The sequence below is a fragment of the Parafannyhessea sp. LCP19S3_B1 genome (genome assembly GCF_052121955.1).
Classification (GTDB): domain Bacteria; phylum Actinomycetota; class Coriobacteriia; order Coriobacteriales; family Atopobiaceae; genus Parafannyhessea.
In genome coordinates, this window is record NZ_JBQKDH010000014.1 from 1 (window position 1) to 24,044 (window position 24,044).

Here is a 24,044-nt window from a genome sequence, read left to right on the forward strand (position 1 = left end):
TCCAACCACGCCTTCGCCCACAGCGACGGCGTGACGCTCTCCGTGGCCCGCGGCAGCTACGCCGCGGACTGGGCGAAGGGCCACGGCGTCAAGTACACCGTGCGCGAGCCGGAAGAAACAATTACTGTGTCATCAGGCTCGTCAAGTGCCACAAGCGTGGATGATCAGAACAAGGTATCCGAGAAGCTAGTGGCAAAGTCTAGTCGTACGGATGTAACCGCGGAAGGACACAACCCGTCGGATTCAAATGCTACCGACAAAGGAGGAAAGGCATCTGAAGAGACGGCTGGTGCTGAGAATAAGCAAGGAAGCGAACAGGAAGTAGCTCCCAAGCAAGGCAGATGTGGGGAAGCTGTTACTTGGTCTCTCGATGAGAGTGGGACTTTAATCATTGATGGACACGGTAAGATGGAAGACTATTCTGACGATAGACCTGCGCCTTGGGCGGAACTGTCTAAGAGCATCGTTTCCATCCACATTGGCCCGAAGGTGGAAACGGTTGGCGCGTATGCCTTTGCTGGCCTTGATAAGGCGAAGGCCGTCACGTTTGATGACGGAAGCGAGCTTACGGAAATTCACGACTTTGCATTCAGTGGATGTAAGAATCTAAGAGAAATCGAACTTCCAAATAAGGTCGCAAAGATTGGACAAGGTGCTTTCGAAAGATGTGAGAATCTTGAGATTGTTGGGCTTCCTGAATCCGTTACTTCTATCGGAGAAGTACTTGTCGAGCAGGAGTCCAAGCAGCCTACTGCTGGGCAGGCACCTGTGGATGCTTTTGCGGGTAGCCCATTGGTGAAGGTCGAAGCTGAAAGAGGTAGCTATGCCTCACAGTATGCTGATGAACATAAGCTCTTGTAGCGTATTTCTCGACGCATAGTTGCTCGTTTCATGGCGACTCCTTCTGGAGTCGCCATTCGTATGCGCAGACGCTCGTGCAGTGCTGCAACATCTTTTGTTCGGCTTCGGTACCGGCAAGATTCTTGCGCACTTTGGCAGTGTCGAGAAAGTTGGTGTAGCGGTCCCGGGCAGAAACTCGGCGAGAGGCCTCGGAATCTGAAATCCTTGTCTATCCTATGTCGCCTCCATCGTGTTCGCAGGCTCCAGGATCGCCCTGATGGCCTGTCGAACGATGAGGAGAGGCTCCCGCCGGCGCTCCTCCGACTGGGCGACGGGGTCGGACCTGCCCCTGCAGAGGGGGTACCGCTTTTTCGTACCGTTCTCGCTAGGCCGCAAGGGCTAGGCTTTGCCTGTATGTGTATTCGCTAACGTAGGAGTCGACGGAACGCTCAGCAGGTTTTCGACACTTCGCTCATGGGCATGCTGACCACCCCGCAAGGGGCAGACTTTGTTGTGCATCGGTTGCGACAGGGGAGGCCCGGGAGGAATGACCGGCATGGACAGAGTCGATTCCATGCGAAGGAAGTACCGCAGAGGCGAGCCCGTGGCGGCCATCGCCCGCGAGCTGGGCGTGTCGCGCGACACGGTCTACAAGTACGCGAGGATGGAGGACCTCTCACCGGAGCCACCCAAGGCGAGGAAGAGGAGGCCCTCGAAGATGGACAGGTGGGCGCCGCTCGTGGACCAGTGGCTCACAGACGACTTCAGGGAGAACAGGAAGCAGAGGCACACGGCGCACCGGGTCTAGCGCCGGCTCGTCAACGAGTGCGGCGCCGACGTCTCCGAGCAGACCGTCAGGCGCTACGTGAGGGAGGCGAGGCTTCGCCTCGGGGGCGGCCCGGGCTGCTTCCTCGACCTCGACTGGCCCGCGGGGGTCGCGCAGGTTGACTTCGGCCACGCGGCGTTCGTCGCGGGGGGCACGAGGCGCGAGATGCCCTTCTTCGTCGCGAGCTTCCCCTACTCCAACGTCGGGCTCGCGCAGGTGTTCCCCGGCGAGAACGCGGAGTGCGTGTGCCAGGGCCCCGGGAACGTCTTCGAGTTCGTCGACGGCGTCCCCACCAGGGTCGTCTTCGACAACGCGACCGGGGTCGGCCGGCGCGTGTGCGACGGGGTCCGCACCACCAGGCTCTTCGAGGCCCGCGGCGCCCACTATGGGTTCGAGCACCGGTTCCGCGAGCCCTGCTCCGGCCACGGGAGGGGCTCCGTGGGGAACGAGGTCGGGACGCAGAGGAGGAACCTCTTCGTCCCGGTCCCGCGGGTGTGGGACGTCGACGGGCGCGACGAGAGGCTGCCGGGGAGGTCGCGCGACATGTCGCGCAAGGAGCACCACGGGAGGGGGCGGCCCGAGCCCGGGCTGTTCGAGGACGACCTCGCGGCGATGCTGGCGCTCCCGGCTCGCCCGTTCGCGTGCGTCGAGTACAGGAGGGCGCGCGCCGACAAGAAGGGCAAGGTACGCGTCGACGGCAGGCACTGGTACTCGACGTCGCCGGAGTGCGCCGGGCGGGAGGTGGTCGTCGGGCTCTGGGCGACGAGGGTCGCGGTGATGGACGGCGACGGCGCCGTCGTCGCCGAGCACGCGCGCGCCTACGGCGACGCGCCCACCGACACCACGGACCCCGCGTCCCAGCTGCCGCTGCTCGCCAACAGGCTCGGCGCCTGGCGGGAGAGCGGGGCCGGGGCCGCGTTGCCCGACGACCTCCGGGAGCACATCGACGCCCTCGACCGGATGGGGCTCGGGGAGGCCGCGGGGTGCATGCGCGACCAGCGCGCGCTGTCGGGGTGGGACGCGACCGCGCGCGCCGCGTCGGTCTCCCTGAGGGCGTCGGGCAGGACAGGCCCCTCCGCGGTCGCCCTGGCCGTCTCCCGCGCCGAGACGGGCGAGGTCTCCTACGACGAGGCCGTCGACCTCGCCGAGTACGACCGTCTGGCGGGGGTGGTCGCCGATGGGTAGGCCGGCGAGGTCGTCGCTCGACGGGGGGCTGGCGGCGAACGCGAGGAGGCTCTTCATATCTGGCGACGTCGTGAGGGGCTTCCTGGACGGGGCGACGGCGGCCGAGGTCCGCGCGGCCAACAGGCTCCTGTCCGCAGAGCTGGAGAGCCGCGACGTGCACAGGAGGGAGCGCCTCATGCGCAGGGCCAGGTTCCCGCAGGTCAAGTCGTTCGAGGGCTACGACTACTCGCAGGTGGCCTTCCCCGACGGCTACGGGCCGGCCGACCTCGAGTCGCTCTCCTTCCTGGACACCGCCGAGGGCTTCGTGTTCCACGGCAGGACCGGGAGGGGCAAGACCCACCTCGCGACGGCGATGGGCGTACGGGCCGTCTCGATGGGTCGCCCGGTACGGTTCCACTCGACGGCGCGCCTGGTTATGCAGCTGGAGCGCGCCCGAGCGGACGGCAAGCTCGACGGCGCGCCGGGGGACGCCACCAACGCCGACCTCGTGATCCTGGACGAGTTCGGCTACGTCCCGATTGACGTCGCCGGGGCGAGGCTGCTCTTCCAGGTGGTGTCGGACTGCTACGAGAGGAGAAGCCTCGTCATCACGACCAACATCGAGTTCGGGAAGTGGGGCACGGTCCTCGGCGACGACAAGCTCGCCGCGGCGATGATCGACCGCGTGGTGCACCACAGCAGGCTGGTCGAGTCCGACGGGACGAGCCACCGCATGGACCAGGCGCTCATGCTCTCTGGTAACGGAAGCTAGGGGTGCGGGCATGCCCCGAGCGAAGTGTGGGAAATCGACAGAGCAAACTGTCGACTTTTACTTGACTGAATGCAGTTCGTGCGCGACGCCGAGGACCTCGTGTTCTACGGCCAGACGGGGCGCGGGAAGACCCACATGGCCACCGCGCTCGGAATCGCCGCGACGTCCGCGGGCTACCCCGCGGGGTTCTGGCAGACGGCCCAGCTGGTGCCGCGGCTGGGCAAGGCCAAGAGGGAGGGCACGCTCGACAGGCTGCTCGCCGACGTTGCCAAGGCGAGGCTGCTGGTCCTGGACGAGTTCGGCTACGTGCCCTTCGACGTGGACGGGGCGAGGCTGCCCTGCCAGGTGATCTCCGAGAGCTACGAGAGGAGGAGCGTCACATTCACCACCAACGTCGAGTCCGGCAGGTGGGGCACCGTCTTCGCGGATGGCAAGCTCGCGGCGGCGATCGCCGGCCGCGTCGTGCACCAGAGCGGGCTCGTGGAGTTCGGTGGGCCGAGCCACGGGCTGGAGGAGAGCCTTATGCTCGGGAAGTCGGGAAGCTAGGGAGGAGCCGGCGGGCCCGTGACGAAACCCGAAATACTTTCGTGCGCGAACCCGAAAGAGATCCATGCTCAAAACCGAAAGTCAGGCTTGACTAAACACAGACGAGGAGTGGTCGGGGTCGCACTGCTTCTCGGAGAGGAGGACGGCCGGGCTCTACGGGGACGGACCCAAGCCCGAGCCGCCGACCGAGGAGCGCGGAGAGGGGACTCCGACTCGTGGCGGAGCAGGCAATCAAGGCGGGCCCCGCGCTTGCGGACGGGATGAAGGCGGCATGGGATGCGGGGAAAGATTTCGGGTCCCACAGGCGACCCGCTCGCTCGGCCGGGACAGGCGCGGCTCCTGCCCTCGGGCTTACACCAACTTTCTCGACGCTACCCGGAAATACTTCGTGTCGCCGACGGAGGCATTGAAAAGATTGCCAACTCCCTACGTCCCGAGGATGTGCTCGTGGTAATGGCTGATCACGGAAATGATCCTACGATTGGCCATCCTCACCACACACGTGAGCGTGTGCCCCTACTTATTGCTCATAATGGGGCTCCGGTCGGGAGCATTGGAACCCGGAAAACGCTCTCCGATGTAGGCGCGACCGCCTGTGAGTACTTTGATGCTGGGAAGCCGCAGAATGGAGAGAGCTTCTTGGCAAAAATTGGGGTTAGGTGAAATGTCCGCTGCACCATTTGGGGTTGGTGCACCGGACTGTAAAGAAGAGGCGCGCCTAACGGAGAGGTGTGGTCCGCAAGACGAGCTTGAACCTGATGATAGCTAACTTTTTGACGGGCACACTGGGAGAGCAAGTCAATCAATTGTTAGAACTCCATGGAGTACTTTTTGCGTCGCTGCTCCAGTGCCTCGCGACCTCCTTCGAGAATCTGGCATACGTGCTCTTGTATACTGCAGCTATCGAGGAAGGAGACATCATCCCTGTCCTTTGGCTGCACGGTGTTTTCGATGGCTCCACTGCGATAGTCGAACTGCCTCTGACAGGTGTTTTCGCGGCCGACGCCATGTTGGTTGGCTACGATAATTTCTTCCGCGTCTGCGCCGAGTGCTATGTTCGCATTGTGTGTGACGATGATAATCTGCCGACGCTTCTTGCTGTCCTTTATGAACTTCCTGAGATCGGAATAAATAGACTGGTTATCAAGATCATCCTCGGGCTGGTCAATTAAAATCGGGCAATCGCCCTGCTCGAGTTCTATGATTAGCTCTAGGAGTACGAGCCCCTTCTTGCCGGGTGACATCCTGTCAAGTCGATCGCCATCGCTTGTGACGATGTAATGAACGTTATACCAGTTGTCAAACACCTCGTGTAAGAAGTCACCCTCTCGGGCGCCTCCCCTCAGCTGAAGGTTGCCATTTTCCTGTTTGCCGAGAATGGCATCCCAAAGACTGTTCAGGAAGTCATCGGAGTAATCTTCGTCCTTCAACTCAGTGAGGTCATATTCTGTCTCGCGCCTGAACCCGGAAAACTTTCGGGCATCAAGTAGAGAGGATATCGACTGTGAGAAATCGATTCGTCGCCATATGGGAGTTGCTGAGAATTCCAGATTTGATTCGAATCCCCTAGCGGCACATGCAACCTTTGCGCAATAGTCTTCGCTTGCTTTCAAAAATTCGCTTCTGGAGGAAATGATTGCAGAGCGTTTGGATGCTTGGCGTTCTCGTAGGCCATTGATTTCGTCTTCTAGCTTTGTGGCGGCGATAAGGCTCTGGCGCTCTTTATTGAGCTGGTTCATGGCAGCCGTCAGCTTGCCGGTGTGCTCCATCTTGGGCTTTAGTTCGGCAATCTGTTCATCAATCTTCGTGATCTTCTCCGCTAAACTCGCCTTTGCAAGAGCGCGGCTCTCGGTAACTTTGTTGATGGCGATACTCCACCGCTTCGCTACCAGGTCATTAATAGCTCCAACTTCTTTCCTGAACTCTTCTGCTGCGTCGTCTGAGAGTGCATCTAGGTAGGGGATTCCGTTGTATGAGGGTTCCACTATCTGGGGAGCCATGAGGGCTTGCAAAATATTGATATCATCGCAGATGGTGTTGCATGTCTCTTCCAGCTCGGTCTTCTGCCTGCCGAGGCTCTCGTAGGTCTTCACCTCTTCTATCGATGCATTCTCCGGTCCGAGGAGCTGTACGTACTCATTTTGCAGTCTCCGTTCCGTCTCTCTGAAAAGTTCCGACGAACCAGTCTCTCTCAGTTTTTGCTCTGCTTGCTTGAGGCACTCTTCAGCCGCAAGATAGTCATCGATATCATTACGGAGCTTTCGCTCTATTCCATCACATGCGCGCTCATACTCTTCGTGTGCTGCCTTCATTGCATCGTTTTGGAGGAGTACGTCACGGATGATGCCGCTGGTTCCCTCGTCAGACTGAGGGTCATCGACCGTCCGGTTCAGAAAAGTCTGCGGTAGGTAGATAATCTTCCGTTGTTCCGCTGTCCCGTCACGCCAGATGACCTCTGGAGATCCCGACAATTCAAGATCCGCCAGCGATGATCGCTTCTCACGCTCTTCTGCTTGTTCGGGATCAATAGCCCTTGCAAGTTGTCGGAGCAGTAGCGACTTGCCTGTCGATTTACCTCCGATGATGCATGTGAGGCTCTCGCTGAAAGGTATAGGTCTGTCTGGAAAGCGATTGTCGGAAAAGCGTATAGACTTAATGGACCGGTGCGGGTCATGGGGCTCAGGTCTTTCCTCCTGTATTGCGACTCTGTCTTTCGGCTCGCAAAGTATCTGAAGAAGCCCGTCGAATGTAGGGTCGGCTTTAACCCAACAGTAGCGGTGCTCATCGGGCTCGAACATCCTATCGAAGGAGTGAGCATCGGAGCCCCATATACATGGCTTTATCGAGCCAAATTCGACTATTCGTCGCTCTTCGTTGCCCTCTGCAAGGGCCCACTCTCTAGTTTTCTGATTAGAGCTTAAGTAGCAATGGCATTGTTGGTAGATGACTTTCTTTTGCAGATAGTCTCTGCCAGCCCAACTAACGCTTGAGAGATCCTCATCCACGGGGACAGTAATGATGAACTGGTCATCGAAATCCTTGCACTCTTCGAGCAACTTCTCCACTTCATCTGCGCTGACTGATACATGTTCGAGACCAACCAGGTAATCACTTCCAGATTTCCCATTCTGTTCTTTCACCTGACGGCCGATTTCTTCGATGTTCATATGCGTAAGGGTTCGTGAATAGCCCGAATCCGTGTGACAGGTTAGCCGATGAATGAAATTTTCCTCAATCGATGTGGGAGGGACGCTGTCTGAAAAGATGACATGGTAGTCGATTGAGTTAGAGGTACTTCCTTTTGAGATGAACTCACCCAGTCTGAACTCTATGTTCGGAAATATGAACATATCATTAATGCGCTCACGCGTATTCTGGTCGGGAAACAACCCTTCTAGTTTTTCTGGGCATTCAAGGTACTCGTTCTTCAGACGTTTGTATCCGTCTATCGAGAAATAGTCAGTTACGCCTATCGCCCAAACCTCTTTCTCGATAGCCCTCGAGAAAAGTTCTACGACATATTTATCGAAGTCCTCCTGGCTACTTGCGTCTAATCCAAATTGGTTGTTAAGGATGGAGTAGGGGGTGTGGACGTGAAAGTCCCACTTACGCCATTCGGAACCTGTCGTGCTGTTCATATCTCGCCCAACCCATCTCCGTCTGATTGTTCAGTAACAACAACTTGCTTTTGAGGTCTTTTCTTGGTCAATTCCGAGGTTTCTTACGCGTCTTCTTATATTGAGACAATATACGCTGTCAGCTGTAGTGGCGGGAAATCTGGTGCAGATAACCCGTGGGCGGGTATCAAAACGCTCCGATAAGACGGGTGAATGTTCGGGCACATAGGCTATCAACACCTGGTCTGCAAGCTTGTGCTCATCTCTATGGCCCCGTTCGCATCATCTTGCCTGGAGTCTCTCGCGTTGCGGCATCTGAAGACTATAACAAACAGGTGGCATGTAGGCCGATTCTGGCTAATGCGTCGGGAGCCGATTGCCTGACTTATGCCGCATGTGTTTGATTGCCTCTGACTTACGGGTTGGGGGTGGTACCGCTTTTCCGTACCTCCTCGCCTAGGCCGCCAGCCCCAGGCTCCGTCGGTATTGTAGCGGGCTCATCGAGCCGAGCGACCGTTTGATCCCGGTCGCGTTGTGGCGCTCCATGTAGGCGTCGATCCTCCTCCCGAGCTCGTCGAGCGCCGCGCCCGCCCAGTCCCTGCCGCGGAACATCTCGGTCCTCATGGTGCCGAAGAAGGCCTCCATCCTGGAGTTGTCCGGCAAGCAGCCCCTTCGCGACACCGACCGGGCCATGCCGGCCTCCCCGCAGATGCCTACCCACCCGGGCCGGCGGCAGCGGCAGCCGCGGTCAGAGTGGACCACGAGGCGGCGGCGCTCGCGGTCCGCGGTCGTGTCGAGCGCGGCCCCGGGCATGGAGTTGGCCATCTCGGCGTCCGGCGACGTCGAGGTCGTCCGGCCCGCGATGGCGCCGTCGAAGCAGCCGGGCACCGGCGAGAGGCAGGGCCTCCCCGCGGGTATCGAGAACTGCGTCACGCCGGCGGGCCACGGGAAGTTGGGAAGCCCCGCCTCGAAGCCCTGCCCGGCCTTGTTGCCGGGATGCTCCGAGACCTCCCCCTCGTAGGAGCCGTGGCCCCTCTTCGGCTTCGCCCTCCCGCGCGCCCCCGGCCCCTCCTCGGCCACTATCCGCCTCATCCTGCGCTCGCCGACGAAGTGGCCCTGCGCCTCGGGCTCGTCGCGGGTGCGGCGCCTCCCGTAGGTGCCGTCGTTGGCGTCGAAGACGGCGCAGACCATCTCCCTCGAGGGCGTCTATGTCGGCCTGCGTCGCCCGGACAGCCTTCCCGCCCCCGTCGCCCGCGCCTTGCGCGGGGGCGCCGCCCTTCGCCTCGGTCATGTCGGGCCCTCTCCGAGCAGCTCCCTCTTCCACTTGCAGAGGGTACGCCGGGACGAGCCGGCCTCGTCCGCGATCTCCCGCGCGCTCCCGGCCCGCCCGACGAGCGCCGCCGCGGCGCGCCGCCTCTGCTCGAGGGCGAAGGTCCCGGGCTCGGTCGTCCTGCGCTCGCCGGGCGCCAGCCCTTCGATCCAGTCGGCAAGCTTCTGGCAGCTCTTGGGGTACCCCAGCCCGCGCCCCGCGTGGGCGTTGCGGCGGCCGTGCTCCAGGTAGTGGTCGACGGCGGCCCGCCTCTGCTCCGCCGAGTGCGCCTCGGAGGCCCTGCTCCTCTCGTGGAGCGAGCCCCCGGTCTCGAGCCATTCCCTGTGCCAGGCTGCGAGCTGGACGCGGGATGGATATCCGAGCTCCCGTATGGTCGCCGTCGCCTTGAGGCCGTGCTTGATGCAGGGCTCGACCGCTCTTTTCCTCTGTTCAATTTCCTCTGTTCAAGGGTGTACGCGCAATCCTCCAAGCCTCATCGTTTGGTACGGATTTCCGGTACCACCCCCAAACCGAAAACCAGGCTTGACTAAACGCACGAGGCGGACCTGCCGACTTCGTCAGCGATCTTCCTGATTGGCAGGTTGCGGTCGAGGCCCTCCTCGATGGACCTCCTGTCAGCCTTGGCGAGGCGCGAGTACGTCCTCTCCCGCTTCCCCCCTCTGCCTGCTTGGCCTCTTTGCCAACTTTGGTCATCCCTTTTCGGCGATGTCTCAAAGCAGCGTCATTGCCCCCCGATGTCACTGCTGTCCACAACACAGCCGTACTAGTTCGGGATGACTTTGAGAAGCGTTCGGGTGAAGTCTGAATTCAAGGAACAGGAGGCGTATATTCTCCGCTCGCATCCAGGAGAGATATCCCAGAGCGTAGACTGTTACAATACAGGCGTTCAATCGTTGCTTGGATTGAGAGGGGGCACATCATGTGTTTGACGCTCCCCGACTCCGATTGGAAGCAATGGTATCGACTGAATCACAGAGATGCTTATGAGCGCCGCTCGGGCGAAGAATTCGAGCACTATGTAACAAGTGTGTTGGAGTTCCGGTATCGGGATTTCATCGACCCCGACCCGATGGGGCAGCTGGGTGATGGTGGCTGTGACGGTCTTGCTGACAATGGAAGAATCCTGTTTGCATGCTACGGACAAAGGGCCCAATCTAATCAAGACGAAAAGACCAAAAACAAGATATGTCACGATTTCCAGCGAGCTATAGAACAGTGGCCTGATTTTTCAGAATGGGTCTTCATCACCAATGCACAAATAGGGCCTTCCTCGGCAAAGTTGGTGACTGAGCTCCGGCGGAAATATAGCCTCGCCAGCGATAGGCCTCTTAATATCTTTGTCATTAAAACGGAGGGCATGTTCTGGGATCGCTTCGTGTCACGACTCACTACTGCTCAACTCAACGCCTTGTTCCCAGGTGTTCCCCATGCGCAAAACGTTGAACTGGCGGACTTAGTAGAGCTGATTGACTCTATTCGGATGCCCACCGATAAAGAAGTACGGCAGCAAAATATGGAAATCAGGCCCGTGTCCATTCGCAAAATGGATTTCAACAATATTCCTGAGACAACGCGTATTGAGCTCAACGAGGGAAGAATCCTCTCTCCAGAAATAGACAAGTGGTTTTCGGAACAGATTAACCCTGAACTTCGCGATGATAAGGCGATTGTCTTTCATGGCCTGTACGAAAAGGCAAGGCAAGTTACCGATGACCCTGCCGAGATAATGGAGCGGATTTATATAGCAATTGGGGGGTCTGATTACAGGCTCGACAGAGGTAGAGCGAACGCAGTCTATGCAATAGCTAGCTACTTTTTCGATAGCTGCGACATCTTTGAAGGGGTGCCTGAGGGGAATTAATAATGATAATGCCAACAAAGGGAATCAGCCCAGAAAGATGTCTTCTTGGCATTGGCGCGGACGTGCTTGATTTTCTATCAACTTCGATGTCAGTCTCAGAGATATGGGCGAAATACAAGAAGAGAAGGAACCAGACGGGCTCCGTGTCATTCGATTGGTTTGTGCTTGCTCTCGACTTGCTTTACTGCGTAGGAGCCATCTCGTTGAGCCCTGAGGGGAGGCTGGTTCGAAATGACGTTTCTTGAAAGTCTCGGTTCCGATGATGCCAGATTCAAGACGTTAATATTCCATGATGGCATGAACCTTGTGCTTGCCGAGAAAACACAAGAGTCAAGCGATACCGATAGCAGAAACGGTGCCGGAAAGACGAGTATTATTCGCTTGCTCAGATACCTTCTGGGAGGAAAGCGCGACAGCTGGATTCAGTCATTGGCTAAGTACGTTGAGTCCCCATTCTGGGTTGATGTGGAGGGGAAATGTGGGCAGATACGCATAGAGAGGGAAGCGGGTAGTACCGCCGTCGTGATTGGTGATAGGACGTACAGCAGCGAAGAATGGAGACAAAGAAGCGGAACTCTTCTTCTCGGGTGGGATGAGGACCATGAAAAACCGACTGCCCAGCAGATATTCGCTCAGCTTCTGCGAACGGATTTTAGCTCTCCGGCGAAGATAAATCCGCATGAATCAGATCTCGAAACGGGGATTAGAGTTGCATATCTTCTAGGGTTGTCGGATGAAACTCTACAAAAGCCTCTGCAAGCGTCAAACTTCAAGAAGGACAAGAAAGCGCTGGCAAAAGCCATCCAACATGGAATCCTAGGAGACATGAGGTCTGAAAAGGCAGAATACGAATCCCAACTTTTCAGGCTCGAGGATGATCTCCAGAAAAAAAGAGCTGCTCTTGCAGAATTCAAAGTCGACGAGAGCTATGCCGAACACCAGAAAGCGGCTGATAGGCTCAGCGCTGAAATTGCCTCGCTCAATAACGAGAACGTTTCCTTAAGACATCGGAAGCGCGACTTAGCCAATGCGATGAGTGCGGAGACCGAAGCAAAACAGGATATTAAAGATACTCTTATGCGAGTAGCGCGCCTCTATGCCGAAGCAGGGGTCATTATGTCCGATGCGGCATTGAAACCATTCGAAGACGTTGTCGAGTTTCATAAATCGGTATCAGATAATAGGAGATTTTTTCTCAGGGACGAGCTTGATAAAGTATCAAGAGCTATTGAGGACAACTCCCGTAAAGTCAGAGACTTGGATAATGAAAGAAGCAGGATATTAAGGCTCCTTGATACGACGATGGCATTGGAAGCATTCACCGAGGCTCAGGAAGACTGTACAGCGATAGCGGCGAGAATAGAACGTCTGAAGGATACGCTGGCGGACTATGAGCGACTCGAGGATATGGATTCCTCGCTGAAGAAGATGGAGGTCGATGCAAAGGATGCAATGCGGCTTGGCCTAAAAGAGAATGGCGATTCGGTAAAACTGGCCACTCAGCTATATGCCAATCTCTGCTCAGAAATATATGCAGATCGCACGGGCAGCTTGCTATTAGAAGTGAACGATTCTGGAATCATGAAGGTGACGCCTAAGATTGATGGCGATGCATCAAAGGGAATCAATGAAGTATCAATATTTCTATTTGATATTACATGTGCCGTCGTTGGTCTCAAGAACGGGGCTATTCCAGGTATTCTCGTCCATGACAGTCAGTTATTTGACTCGATGGATGACAGACAACTTGCTTCATGCCTGAACATAGGTGCGCGGCTTTCAAAGCAATACGGTTTTCAATATATTGTGACTATGAATACCGATCGTCTAGAAGCTGCAGAGAAGAACGGCTTCGACCCTGCAGACTATCCCATCTCCACAGTCCTCAACGACAAAGGGGAGGCCGGCGGGTTATTCGGTTTCAGATTCAGCTGAGTTGACAATTGAGTGTTGGCAGGGTAGATAAATGATCGAAATAAACGCATAGGTATGTACCAAGCAAGCTGATGCTTGCGCCTTTGATGTGGCAACAATACTCTCGCACGAGCACCTCTCGCCGGGAAGGACCCGAAGGTTAACATCGACTAGTTACCTCCTTGTGGATATACTTCCAGCCTGTGCCCTAGTAGACGCTCTCACGTACACCTCTGTTGGGATAGAGGAGCTGCGGACATTCTCGTCCAAACTCCCCCTCGAACTTCGGCCAATGCAATGTTGCGCTCCTCCGTGGTGCCGAATGCCTCGCAGGCCGATTCCATCGACACATGCCGCGGCTTTGCTATCGTCCTCCTCGACATGCCCTGCTTTGATTGCAAAGCTGCATCACAAAGCTCTGACCATATCCTCGTTGAGCTCGGTCCCTCTCCACTTGAGCGCGTGGCGATTCCGATGCTACGGGTAGGAGATGTGATGTGGAAGACGTGAAATGGGCGTTACTTAGGGTGCACAATACTCACTCTTGCTCCAACATTTCCGACGATGCCCTAGCGAATCGTGTCTCAAATGTTGGCGTAAGTCCCGAATCGGTCTATAGTTTGCGAAACCAAGCGCGGGGCAACATATCAAGAGGACTGCGAAGAGAGTGCTTTACTTTATAGCGGTATCCAAAAACAAAAAGAATTGTGAGAGAACTTAAGAATGAGCGAGCATGCGCATAGGTTTACTTCGCTCCGAGCCGATTACCTACAAGAGGGACCCGTGCTCGGAGGGCCATCCCAAGCTTCGGTGCATTTGAACTGCGATGGCATTGACTATGAGCTTGCTGTTGAGCAACCCTGCAAAAGAAGAACGATTACTGTCAAGGCGGAACATGCGGTTGACTGGAACTGTATCCAAAAGCCCCTCTACATTCTTGAGCGCCTCTTGATGATATTCGATGGTGCATTCGTCAATCTGGAGGACATCTCATTTTTGGGGTCACCCGATGGTGACAATGGAAAAGCAGAGAAAGTGCAGGTGCTCGCAAAGCGCTTGAGCTACTTCAGGACGGACAGTCGCTTCACAATTCATGACAAACTCGTCGAATACCAGGATGTTCTCAACGATGGACTCATGAGAAAGTGGGTGAGCCTCCTCGACGAGCTTGACATTACAAATCAGGTTTACCTCTATATGTTGGCGGATTCCGGGATGCCCGTTGATTTGCGTCTTGCCTTTCTCGTAGAGTTGGCTGAGCCAATGGTTGAGATAGTTAACAAGGAAAAGGGCATTTATCCCTCTCTGCATCCTGGAGAGAGGGGCACGAATTTGAAACAATGCCTGAATGCATTGATCAACACCTATGGTGATGTCATCTTTGGCAGAGAACAATCGAACCATGAGTATGATGATCTTCTCTCTGCTCTTGTTAACGGCAGAGTTCGAGTCATGCACATTAAGGCAAGTATGCCTGCCAGTAAGTACTTCGATGGTATGCATAGCGTGTACTACATGCGGAAAATGAGTCTGTTGTATCGCTCCGTGTTACTAGACTTGCTAGGAATTCCTCGCGATTCGTATCAGCCGAAATTGACGAGGCGCGTTTCGACCTTGGATGCACACTTTCAAGAAATAAAGGTGATTGGCTAGAGTCTAATTGCGGACCTAACGGCTACGGCCGGTCGTGGGTGGGGAGTGGGGAATGCGGACGGGAGGTTGTCGTTACGTCCTACGGCCGTGCGAGAACGGCATCATCCCAAACCTGATACCCTGCATATCCAACGTGGCCTCCATATTGTCCACGAACTCGAAGCTGTGTCGTTTGGTCTGCGCGACGATGAGGCGCGGCTCGAGCTGCACGTCGATTGACAGCTCAGCTTGTGCCCTTCTCCGCGTAGGATTCAACGATTTTGCCAAGCCCGGGTCGATGCAGGCTTATCCTGTTCCGTGTTTTGTCAAGACGATTTGAGCGCAGTTGACTCCTAGGTTAGCGAATACAGGGAGGAGCGTGCTCATGCTGGTGACCACCGTGCTCAAGTACGTCGGCTAGAGCGTATGGGGGTCGTGGCACTACCTGGACGTGTTGCCACTAGATAAGTAGAGCTATACCGGACGGGTCGCACACCTGTTAGAAAGTGTGCAAGAAGCTTGACGGCACCAGTGCGAATCGTGCGGCTTGGTTGATCCTCTGAAGCTATCAGTAGGCGCTTTGGCGATGGTAATGTCTGGCAAAAGGCGCAGGAATCCCGGTCGCTAGTTATTTGCAAACGGTTACAGCAATATGCGAATGGACCTCTTTAAAGTATGCTTGGACCACATGAAAGAAGCCTATATATTAGGAGGGCACGTAGGCCTGCTCCCAAATTTCATGTGCATTTCCATGCGTGGGGCAGAAAGGAAGCTCAAATGCGAATGAGAACGAAAAGAGGCTAAGCCTTGCCATGAGCGCGGTGCTTGTGTTTGGTACCTGCGTTCCCGTGGAAGGCGTGCGGGCGCTGGCTGACGACGGCGCCGCGCAGTCTGTGGCCTCTCAGGGCGAGTCCCCTCTCAACCAGAGGGGGGACAGGGAGGCTCCGACTCCAATGGCGCCTCCTCGCAAGACAGCGCCTCCGCGGGCGAGAAGGACCAGGACGTCCCGGCCTCGAAGTCTGTGTCGCGGAAGGACTCTGGCACTTCTCCGCCTGCGCAAGGCGACAAGCCTTCGGCAGCCCCTGCGGCCGCCCAGGCCAAAAAGACGGCCGCGGCAAACGCCAGTGCCGCCCCCGCATCGCTGGTTGCTGTGTATGTGGACGGCACCAACGGAAATGACGCAAACGACGGCTCCTCGTTTGACGGCAAGGCGGTTAAGACGCTTGCCAAGGCGCTGCAGATCCAGGCGGCCAACAAGTCCGTCGACACGATCTACGTTAAGGGCAGCCTTTCGCTTTCCGCTACGGCTAGCATCCCCTCTGGCGCGACGCTCTCCGTCGCCTCCGAGGGAGCCACCATCAGCGGCAGCGGCAACAGCATCGACGGCATCGTCCTCAAGAGCGGATCCACCCTCACCGGCGCGGGGAAGCTCACGATGACGGGCTTCAAGACGGCGCTCACGTCCGAGAAGGGCTCCACGATTACCGACGGCACGTACGTGCTCAAGGACAACGCCGGAAAGAGCGGCGCCCTCTTTGGCGCGCAGGCCAGCGGCTCCATCGTCTTTGGGGAGAACTGCCTTGTCGAGACCTCAGCCAAGAGCAACGCGGACAACGGCGCCGGCCAGACGGGCAAGAACTTCGTTGTGACGGGCGGCTCTTACCTCGTGAAGTATGCCACAGGCTACAACAGCAGCTACGGCAGCACCTTCTCCAAGGACAGCGTGTTCAAGAAGAACCCCGACGTGTTCGCCATCTCCACCGACAAGGGCGGGGCGAGGTTGCCACCGTCAAGAGCAGCCCGAAGGTTTCTGACAAGAAGACCCTCGACGGGCTCCTCAAGTCGCTGAGCGACAACCTGCGCTTCTCGTTCGTCGCAACCTTTACGGCGCCAGACGGCGTGTCGCTTCCGGCCGACCTCGACGCGAGCAAGGTGACGATGCACGGCTTTGGCGACGGCTTCAAGGTGAGCGAGTCAAGGTGAGCGGGAAGACCGTCAGCGTGACGTTTGCCCTAAGCGACCCTGTTGCCATAAAGACCTATTCCGACCTGGAGAAAATCGTGGACGCCGCCGGTGACGGCGATGGCTGGATGAGGCTCACCGTGCCCGGCGTCGTACTCGATAAGGATGCGGAGATTGGCGCCCATCACACCATCGTGGGCATGGTAGACGCCTCCTTTGGCGCCACCGCGGAGTCCGAGGCGGGCACGCACAAGGTGTTCAGCTTCGCGTGGAAGGGCGTGCAGCTGGCTGATGGCAAGGATGCCGTCGCGACCGATGACGAGGTCATCCAGCTGACGGTCAAGCCGGTGAAGAGCGCCGAGCCCAATCCCTCGAACCCGACCCCCACGAAGCCGATCCCCTCGAACCCGAGCCCCACGAAGCCGAACACCGCGAAGCCGAGCACCGGCGACGCGGAGAAGTTCTTCTCGTCCCGAATTAATGTCCACTCGATGTGTCACAGTCTAGGGGGACAGTTGGCAATGGCGCGTGCGCCGACTTTGTGGGCGCGAAGGGGACGAGACCATGGCGGGTTCCGATGGGTTTGGAAGCTTGTCCGCGGCGGCGAGGTCGCTGTGGGGCAAGTCGGACTACGGCGAGGGGGAGTGCTGGCTCCCGCTGTACGTGCACATGGCCGATGCCGCCGGTGTGGCCGGCAGGCTGTGGGATCGATGGCTGCCCAAGGCAACACGGGGGATCGTTGCCAGGGCGGTTGGCGGGGCTGATGATGGGAACGATGCATTGGCCAGGACCCTGCTTGTGTTTCTCGCGGGCGTGCACGACGTTGGAAAGGCGACACCGGTGTTCCAGGCGAAGGGCGTGCCGTTTGGCATGGGCGACGCTCGGGGAATTGCCTGGAAGCCAGAGCGCGCGGGGTTCGTGCTGAATCGCGACCTGGTGGGGAAGCGCGAGCCAACTCATCCGATTGCCGGCGAGCTGATACTGGAGAGGTACTCTGGCCGGTATGCCGCATCGCCTTGCGGCGCGTCCGCAAGGCGATCGCTCCCCAGCATCGTTGGTGCTCATCACGGCAACTTTCCCACGCGGTCTCGCCTGCATGACGGTGGTCTTGACCTGCGTGCGCTGGGCTGGGGCGGAGAAGGGCACGACGTTTGGGAGGCGGCCCAGGACGAGCTCGTGGGCTATGCCGCACGGCTTGCGGGAATCGACGACGAGCGTCTGGGCACCCTTGCACGGCTCCCGCTTGACGTTGCGGTGGAGAGCCTGCTTACGGGCATGGTGATCGTAAGCGACTGGCTTGCGAGCGACTGCGACCTGTTCCCGCTGCTCGACCTCTATGGCGCCGATGGCGACATGGGCGCCGCGGCGCTGCGCAGCCGGCTCGACCGCGCCTGGTCGAAGGCTCATATCCCGGCGCCATGGTCTGAGCCAAGGCCTTGCGTGGAGCCGTTTGGGGAGTTCTTCTCGCATAGGTTTGGGCTGCCGGGTGGCGCCGAGCCGCGACCCATTCAGAGGGCTGCCGAGCAGGTTGCGTGGGACGCAAAGGATCCTGGGCTCATGGTGATCGAGGCGCCCATGGGCGAAGGCAAGACGGAGGCGGCGTTGGCTGCCGCGGAGCTTCTGGCGTGCCGTCGGGGGCTGGGGGGCGTCTGCGTGGCGCTGCCGACGATGGCGACGACGGACGCGATGTTCGCGCGCGTGCGGGACTGGCTTGACAGGCTTCCGCGCGATGGGAACGTGGAGGAGAAGGACATCTATCTTGCGCACGGCAAGGCTGGCCTGAACGAGGAGTTCCAGGGGCTTGTGAGGGAGTCTAGGCGGCATCGGAGCCTTGTGGGCAACGGACGCGAGGGCGACGCGGGGGAGTTTGCGTCCGAGAGCGCGACGGTCTCCGCATGGATGTACGGCCGGAAGAAGGGCATGCTGTCGAACTTTGTGGTGTGCACCGTTGACCAGGTGCTGATGGGCGCTCTGCACATGAGGCACCTCTCCCTGAGGCAGCTTGCGCTGGCGAACAAGGTCGTGGTGATCGACGAGTGCCACGCGTACGACCTGTACATGAGACAGTACCTTGGCGTGCTTCTGCAATGGCTGGGCTATTGGAGGGTCCCGACGATACTGCTTTCCGCGACATTGCCGGATGGGCAGCGGGGGAGCATGGTGGAGGCTTACCTGTCTGGACGAAGGCTGTCCGAGGGAACGTCGACTCCTGTTGCGGAAAGGCGACATCGTGCAAAGAAGCTACCCGCCTACCTTAGGAAGAAGCAACAGGAAGATGCGCCGGCCAATGCGGCGATGCCGACTGGGGCAACAGCTCCCGTTGTGGGGACCCAGGTTCTGGAGCAGTCCCCGGACATAGACTTCGACCTGCTTGTGACCGACGTTGCGCCCGTCGACCTGCTGCTTCAGCGACTTGGCAGGACGCATCGCCACAAGAGGGGTGAGGGGGAGTGCGAGCGGCGTTATTGTAGACGTGAACGCAGGGGATTAAGTGAGACGCTGCAGTGTAACGAGTAATTCTGTGTGCATAAACTGCTTAGATGCACAAATCCTTGCAAGCTTACTCAAAATCTGCCTGGGGAGGAAGGCGCTTGTGCGTAAGAATAAATCTCAAGGAGAGCGGCGCTGTATTGCTCATCTGCGTGAGGACGGGACGGAAGAGCTTGTTGAAACACATTTGATGGAAGTTGCAAGTCTTGCTGCCAAGTTCTCTAAAGAGTATGGTGCTGAGCAATCGGGACGTGCAGTTGGCTTGATTCATGACATAGGCAAGTTTTCAAGTGAATTCCAGCGAAGAATCCGGGACGATGGGCCCAAGGTTGATCATTCAACAGCTGGCGCATACGAGCTGGTTAAAAATGATGCTTCGTGGCTGGCTTATTGTGCAGCGGGTCACCATGGCGGACTTCTCGACTGGCGCTCGCCCACAAGCGATGCAACTTTGTACAGCAGACTCAGGAAAGCTGCTTTGGGGAAAATTCCCGATTACCATTCGCATGCGAGCAATATAGTCCTGCATGAGCTTCCTTCATTGGCATCGCTCCAAAGCGAGCTACTCAACAAGGCTCAAAACTGTCCAAAGCAGACTGTTCACGGTATTAACGAGTCGCTTCAAAGGTCGTTTACCGTTTCCTTCTTTATCCGGATGTGCTTCAGTAGCTTAGTCGACGCGGATTTCCTTTGCACGGAAGAATTTATGCAAGGTCGGCCTCGAGAGGCGGTTCCGACTGACGACATTCAGGCGTTGCGAGATCGTTTTGAGCGGAAGGTTCAATCCTTCTATCCACCCAAGGGAATGCTCAATGAATTGAGGTGCGGCGTTTCGGATGATTGCCGCAATGCCGGGATAACCATGGAACCGGGTGTTTTCTCGTTAACGGTGCCAACCGGAGGTGGAAAAACGTTGGCATCATTGCGTTTCGCTCTGCAGCATGCATGTCATAACGGTATGAACCGAATCATCTTTGCCGAGCCATATACCGCGATTATTGAACAAACCTCTGCAAAATTTCGGGAGTACCTCGACAGTGGCTCGACCGAGAACATTCTCGAGCACCACTCTAACTTCAACTTCGATGCACTGGATGATGACCCCCTAAGAAAAAATCTACGGCTGGCCTCTGAGAACTGGGACATGCCAATAGTAGTTACGACAAACGTGCAGCTATTCGAGTCCCTCTATGCAAGCGGTACGTCTCGGTGTCGAAAGCTCCACAACATAGCCAATAGCGTCATCATTTTGGATGAAGCTCAGGCAATCCCCCTGGAAAACGTGGATGCTTGCATTCGAGTTTTGGTTGAATTGGTGAACAACTATCACTGCTCTATAGTGCTCTGCACGGCAACGCAGCCTGCTTTTGATGAGCAATTTGCTCAATACGGGCTTACGGTCAAAGAAATAGCCAAGAATCGCGATGAGCTCTTTGTAAGTTTAGGAAGGGTAACATACAAGAATCTCGGATGCCTCTCGGACGATAGCCTGATGTCTCGCCTTTCGACGACTGAGCAAGTCCTCTGCGTTGTAAACAGCAGAGCTCAGGCGAAAAACATTGCTAATGGCTTAATGGGACGCTGTGACCAGGAAAGTGTATTCCACCTCTCTACTCTTATGTATCCCGTGCATCGCCAGCGAATGCTGAAGCGTATTAACGAAAGGCTTTCAACCGGTCTTCCGTGCAGGGTGGTGTCTACTAGTTTGATTGAGGCGGGCGTCGACCTTGACTTTCCCGTGGTGTACCGCAGTCTTGCCGGACTCGATTCTATTGTTCAAGCTGCGGGCCGTTGCAATCGCGAGGGAAAACGACCTTCCAAGTCTAGTTTGGTGTACGTATTTACTTCAGGTGCCAACCCAGATACTGGGCAGCTGTATCGTTTACCTGAAGATGTGAAGAAGCGTGCGGGGATTACCTCGTCTACGGTTTCCGTCTCCAAAGATGGTTCTGTGGACTACGGCTCCCTGGAGAACATCAGGCGGTATTTTCTCAACTTGGAGAGCGTATATAGATCCGCACTTCATTACGAACGCAATGCTCTGGAAGATTTAAGCGTAGGGATAAACATAAAGAATAATTTCGGTCCAAACGGAAATGCCGCTGCTTGCTGCGCCATTCAATTTGACTCTGCCGAGAAGGACTTTAAGTTCATAGACGATAAGTCAACATCGGTAATAGTTCCTGATGGTGACATCGAAGATGAAGTCTTCAGAGTGAAGAATGGGATTGCTTCTCGAAGAGATCTGCGCCGTATTAGCAGGTATTCAGTTTCGGTGTATCAACATACGCTCGAAACGCTCGTGCAGGCGGGCAAGGTCGAACAGTCAAATGGCACGTATATCCTATCTAGCATGCAGTGGTACTCGGATAAGACAGGTCTCGATTGTGGTGATCAACAGGGAGAGGGCATGTTCTGGTGACTTACCTTGGTCGGGATGAATCACCAGAACATAAACCAACATATTTCAATCCACGCATCAACGAGAAATGCTTCCATGACGCGACACCACAAACTATAAGGCATTTCCTTTGATTGCTCACGTTCACATTCGATTCAGTACCATATGCCTAACATAAACTAACATGAAGTAGAAATGCTATAATGCTTCTAAGTACAGAAAGAGCAACGAAGGGAGGTACGCAAATGTCCTTTGGATTCAAGCTCGATGTCTGGGGAGACTATGCTCTCTTCACCCGTCCCGAAATGTCGGTGGAGAGGGTTACATACGATGTCCCGACCCCAAGTGCTGCTCGTGGTTTGGTTGAGAGCATCTACTGGCACCCAGGCATGCGTGTGGTAATCGACAAGATTCATGTCTTGAATCCGATTAAGTTCACCAGCGTTCGACGAAATGAGGTGAAAAGTAAGGCGGATGCTTCAGGAATGAAAAAAGCTGTAACCGACACGCTTAAGCTTAGTAGTATTGAGTTGCCTTCTATTAATGCAAAGAATGACATACTGCAGCGAGCGTCTCTCATATTGATGGATGTTCGCTATGTGATTGAGTTTCACTTTGAGATGACCGTAAAGGCATCAGAAAGCGATAGCCCTGCCAAGTTTGCCGAGATATTCAGAAGAAGAATCACGCGAGGTCAGTTTTATTCGCAACCATATCTTGGCTGCCGTGAGTTCCCTGCAAACTTTAAAGCATGGCCAGACGACAAGCCAGTTGAAGGCTACTACACCGGAAGGAATCCAACAGATCGAGATTTGGGGTTCATGCTCTACGACATGGACTATAGCGACCACCAGAACATTGTGCCGATGTTTTATCGTCCGCACATGGTCAATGGAGTAATCGATGTTGCAGAGAGCGAGGTGTATCGGTAATGCTTCTATCTGAGCTCAACGACTACTACAACCAAGTTCTCCAAACTCATCCCGATGAAATCGCTCATCCTGGCTGGGGAATCTGCAAAGTGGGCGCACTTCTGATTCTTAATCCAGACGGAGAAATTCGTTCGATTGTGTCTACAGGGGATACGCATGGTGTCAGCATGGTTGTTCCCGAGCATCAAACTCGCAGCTCAGGAATTAAACCGTTCTTTCTCTGTGATACTTCTAGTTATCTCCTTGGGGCCGATGATAAGGATAAGCCGGATCGAGCTCTGCAAGCGTTCAGCAGCTCAAAAGAGCTTCACCTAGAGGTTCTTAATGGGGTGAATTCTCCTGCCGCTAATGCGATAAAGAAGTTTTATCGAAGCTGGGATCCCATGAAGGCGCGCGATAATGTAGCACTTTCTGGTCCAGAGGCATCCGGGCTTGTTTTTTCAGGACGATTTCTACTCTTTGGTGTGTCAATTGATGGCTTGTTAGTGCAGCCCATCACAGATGAGGCGATTCAATCTGCCTGGTCAAACTATTACAGCAAACCACAGCAAGGCGATAAGGTTATGCGTTGTCTGGTAACGGGGAAAAAGAAACCCATCGCTGTACTCCACCCATCAATTAAAGGTGTTAAGAATGCCCAGTCCTCTGGAGCTCAGTTGGTCAGCTTCAATGTCTCGGCCGGAGAAAGCTATGGGCATCAGAATGAGCAGGGCCTTAATGCGCCAGTTAGTAAAGAGGCGGCACAGGCGTATGGAACTGCCCTGAACTATCTGCTTGCCAGCCCCATTCACCATGCATATTTTGGAGATATGACAATTGCTTACTGGTCGCGTGAAAGCGATGACTGCAATTCATTATTCTTCAGCCAGTTGATGCTCCTACAGTCTGGAAGTGATTCTGAACAAAAGCGCTTAGACGGCATCGTAAAGTCGGTGGTTTCGGGCAGGAGCTTAGATGAATTTGGGCTTCAGCTTGACTCTCCCTTCTTCATTGTGGGGCTTGCACCGAATGCAGCTCGTATATCGGTTCGGTTCTTCTTATCAAGTACATTCGGACAGTTTGTAGAGAACATTGCGGAGCACTACGATCGTATAAAAATCGTGCATGCGCCCACAGCGAAGGAATTTATTTCTCCCTATGCGCTGCTACATGCTGTTGAGAATCCCGGCTCAAAGAAGCCCGCTTACGAGTCGGTGTTCTGTGCTCCTCTCATGCGCTCAATCCTCAACAACACTCGATATCCCGAAGGAATGTATCAATCGATAATTGAGCGCATTCGGGCGAGCCAAAACGACGAAGAGAAACCGACGAAAAAAGTCACCAGGACCAGGGCTGCGTTCATTCGTGCCTATCTACTGAAAAACGTTGGGTTAAGCCGAGAGGAGATTACCGTGACGGAAAACGAAAATACATCAAGTATTTCCTATAACCTTGGAAGGCTCTTTGCCATTCTTGAGTCATTGCAATATCAGGCGAATGGTTCATCGAACCTTGCCAATCGATATATGAACTCTGCCAGCGTAACGCCCGAGCTTGTATATCCCATTCTGCTTCGTCTTGCGAATGCACATCTCAATAAGGTTGGACACGACAAGCCTGGTTTGGCCAGCTGGTACAAGAACCAAATAGCTGGACTCATTGGTGCTGAGCGTGTAGAGCGCTTCCCCAAACGCTTGAATCTTACCGAGCAAGGCGAGTTTTTCCTTGGCTACTACGAGCAATATGCCAGCAAGAACACCGAGAAGAAGGAGAAGTAA

18 protein-coding genes and 1 pseudogene are annotated in these 24,044 nt (G+C 56.0%); 15 read left to right on the forward strand and 4 right to left on the reverse strand.

Features of this window, described 5'->3' with window-relative positions; all coding sequences use genetic code 11:
* The 6 genes from ACTQWE_RS08570 to ACTQWE_RS08595 all read left to right on the forward strand — a co-directional run.
* On the forward strand, window positions 1-861 hold an 861-nt coding region (locus tag ACTQWE_RS08570; RefSeq protein WP_441921582.1), incomplete at its 5' end, for a leucine-rich repeat domain-containing protein.
* 535 nt (window positions 862-1,396) lie between these two features.
* Window positions 1,397-1,648: a helix-turn-helix domain-containing protein gene (locus tag ACTQWE_RS08575; RefSeq protein WP_441856317.1), complete on the forward strand. Its 252-nt coding sequence runs from the start codon at window positions 1,397-1,399 to the stop codon at window positions 1,646-1,648.
* Between the two features lie 57 nt (window positions 1,649-1,705).
* Entirely contained in the window at window positions 1,706-2,851 is a 1,146-nt protein-coding gene (locus tag ACTQWE_RS08580; RefSeq protein WP_441921584.1) for a Mu transposase domain-containing protein, read from the forward strand.
* Entirely contained in the window at window positions 2,844-3,602 is a 759-nt protein-coding gene (gene istB / locus ACTQWE_RS08585) for an IS21-like element helper ATPase IstB (RefSeq protein ID WP_441856315.1), read from the forward strand. The genes ACTQWE_RS08580 and istB overlap by 8 nt, the downstream gene beginning before the upstream one ends.
* A gap of 78 nt (window positions 3,603-3,680) precedes the next feature.
* Entirely contained in the window at window positions 3,681-4,148 is a 468-nt protein-coding gene (locus tag ACTQWE_RS08590; protein ID WP_441856314.1) for an ATP-binding protein, read from the forward strand.
* A gap of 276 nt (window positions 4,149-4,424) precedes the next feature.
* On the forward strand, window positions 4,425-4,811 hold the full coding sequence (locus ACTQWE_RS08595) for a hypothetical protein (RefSeq protein WP_441856313.1): 387 nt from the start codon (window positions 4,425-4,427) through the stop codon (window positions 4,809-4,811).
* A gap of 146 nt (window positions 4,812-4,957) precedes the next feature.
* Here the strand turns inward: ACTQWE_RS08595 and ACTQWE_RS08600 are convergent, their stop codons facing one another.
* The 3 genes and pseudogenes from ACTQWE_RS08600 to ACTQWE_RS08610 all read right to left on the reverse strand — a co-directional run.
* On the reverse strand, window positions 4,958-7,786 hold the full coding sequence (locus tag ACTQWE_RS08600) for a TrlF family AAA-like ATPase (RefSeq protein WP_441856312.1): 2,829 nt from the start codon (window positions 7,784-7,786) through the stop codon (window positions 4,958-4,960).
* 435 nt (window positions 7,787-8,221) lie between these two features.
* Complete coding sequence (locus ACTQWE_RS08605) at window positions 8,222-8,956, reverse strand: transposase (protein WP_441856311.1); 735 nt, start codon at window positions 8,954-8,956, stop codon at window positions 8,222-8,224.
* 665 nt (window positions 8,957-9,621) lie between these two features.
* Window positions 9,622-9,720 (reverse strand): annotated as a pseudogene (locus ACTQWE_RS08610) (helix-turn-helix domain-containing protein); the annotation flags it as partial.
* Window positions 9,721-10,014: 294 nt separating this feature from the next.
* On the opposite strand from ACTQWE_RS08610, the gene ACTQWE_RS08615 reads away from it, so the two are divergent.
* The 5 genes from ACTQWE_RS08615 to ACTQWE_RS08635 all read left to right on the forward strand — a co-directional run bounded on the left by ACTQWE_RS08615 (window position 10,015) and on the right by ACTQWE_RS08635 (window position 16,351).
* On the forward strand, window positions 10,015-10,956 hold the full coding sequence (locus tag ACTQWE_RS08615; RefSeq protein ID WP_441856309.1) for an ABC-three component system protein: 942 nt from the start codon (window positions 10,015-10,017) through the stop codon (window positions 10,954-10,956).
* Between the two features lie 8 nt (window positions 10,957-10,964).
* Window positions 10,965-11,201, forward strand: coding sequence for an ABC-three component system middle component 6 (locus ACTQWE_RS08620; RefSeq protein WP_441921600.1), 237 nt, complete (start codon window positions 10,965-10,967; stop codon window positions 11,199-11,201).
* Window positions 11,188-12,891, forward strand: a complete 1,704-nt coding sequence (locus ACTQWE_RS08625) for a DUF2326 domain-containing protein (RefSeq protein ID WP_441856305.1) — start codon at window positions 11,188-11,190, stop codon at window positions 12,889-12,891. The genes ACTQWE_RS08620 and ACTQWE_RS08625 overlap by 14 nt, the downstream gene beginning before the upstream one ends.
* Window positions 12,892-13,593: 702 nt before the next feature.
* Complete coding sequence (locus ACTQWE_RS08630) at window positions 13,594-14,523, forward strand: hypothetical protein (RefSeq protein ID WP_441856304.1); 930 nt, start codon at window positions 13,594-13,596, stop codon at window positions 14,521-14,523.
* A gap of 1,135 nt (window positions 14,524-15,658) precedes the next feature.
* Complete coding sequence (locus tag ACTQWE_RS08635; RefSeq protein WP_441856302.1) at window positions 15,659-16,351, forward strand: hypothetical protein; 693 nt, start codon at window positions 15,659-15,661, stop codon at window positions 16,349-16,351.
* A 297-nt stretch (window positions 16,352-16,648) separates the two neighbouring features.
* On the opposite strand, the gene ACTQWE_RS08640 is transcribed toward ACTQWE_RS08635, so the two are convergent.
* Window positions 16,649-16,909 carry a hypothetical protein gene (locus tag ACTQWE_RS08640; protein WP_441856300.1) on the reverse strand — a complete coding sequence of 87 codons (261 nt, stop codon included), beginning with the start codon at window positions 16,907-16,909 and terminating at the stop codon, window positions 16,649-16,651.
* 119 nt (window positions 16,910-17,028) lie between these two features.
* On the opposite strand from ACTQWE_RS08640, the gene ACTQWE_RS08645 reads away from it, so the two are divergent.
* The 4 genes from ACTQWE_RS08645 (at window position 17,029) to cas8c (ending at window position 24,044) form a co-directional block, all read left to right on the forward strand.
* Window positions 17,029-18,981 carry a CRISPR-associated endonuclease Cas3'' gene (locus ACTQWE_RS08645; protein WP_441856298.1) on the forward strand — a complete coding sequence of 651 codons (1,953 nt, stop codon included), beginning with the start codon at window positions 17,029-17,031 and terminating at the stop codon, window positions 18,979-18,981.
* Window positions 18,982-19,057: 76 nt separating this feature from the next.
* Window positions 19,058-21,376, forward strand: coding sequence for a CRISPR-associated helicase Cas3' (gene cas3, locus ACTQWE_RS08650; RefSeq protein WP_441856296.1), 2,319 nt, complete (start codon window positions 19,058-19,060; stop codon window positions 21,374-21,376).
* Window positions 21,377-21,600: 224 nt separating this feature from the next.
* Window positions 21,601-22,287: a type I-C CRISPR-associated protein Cas5c gene (cas5c, locus tag ACTQWE_RS08655; RefSeq protein ID WP_170104763.1), complete on the forward strand. Its 687-nt coding sequence runs from the start codon at window positions 21,601-21,603 to the stop codon at window positions 22,285-22,287.
* A complete protein-coding gene (gene cas8c / locus ACTQWE_RS08660; RefSeq protein WP_441856294.1) occupies window positions 22,287-24,044 on the forward strand; it encodes a type I-C CRISPR-associated protein Cas8c/Csd1 in 1,758 nt (585 codons plus the stop codon). Before cas5c ends, cas8c begins: the two co-directional genes overlap by 1 nt.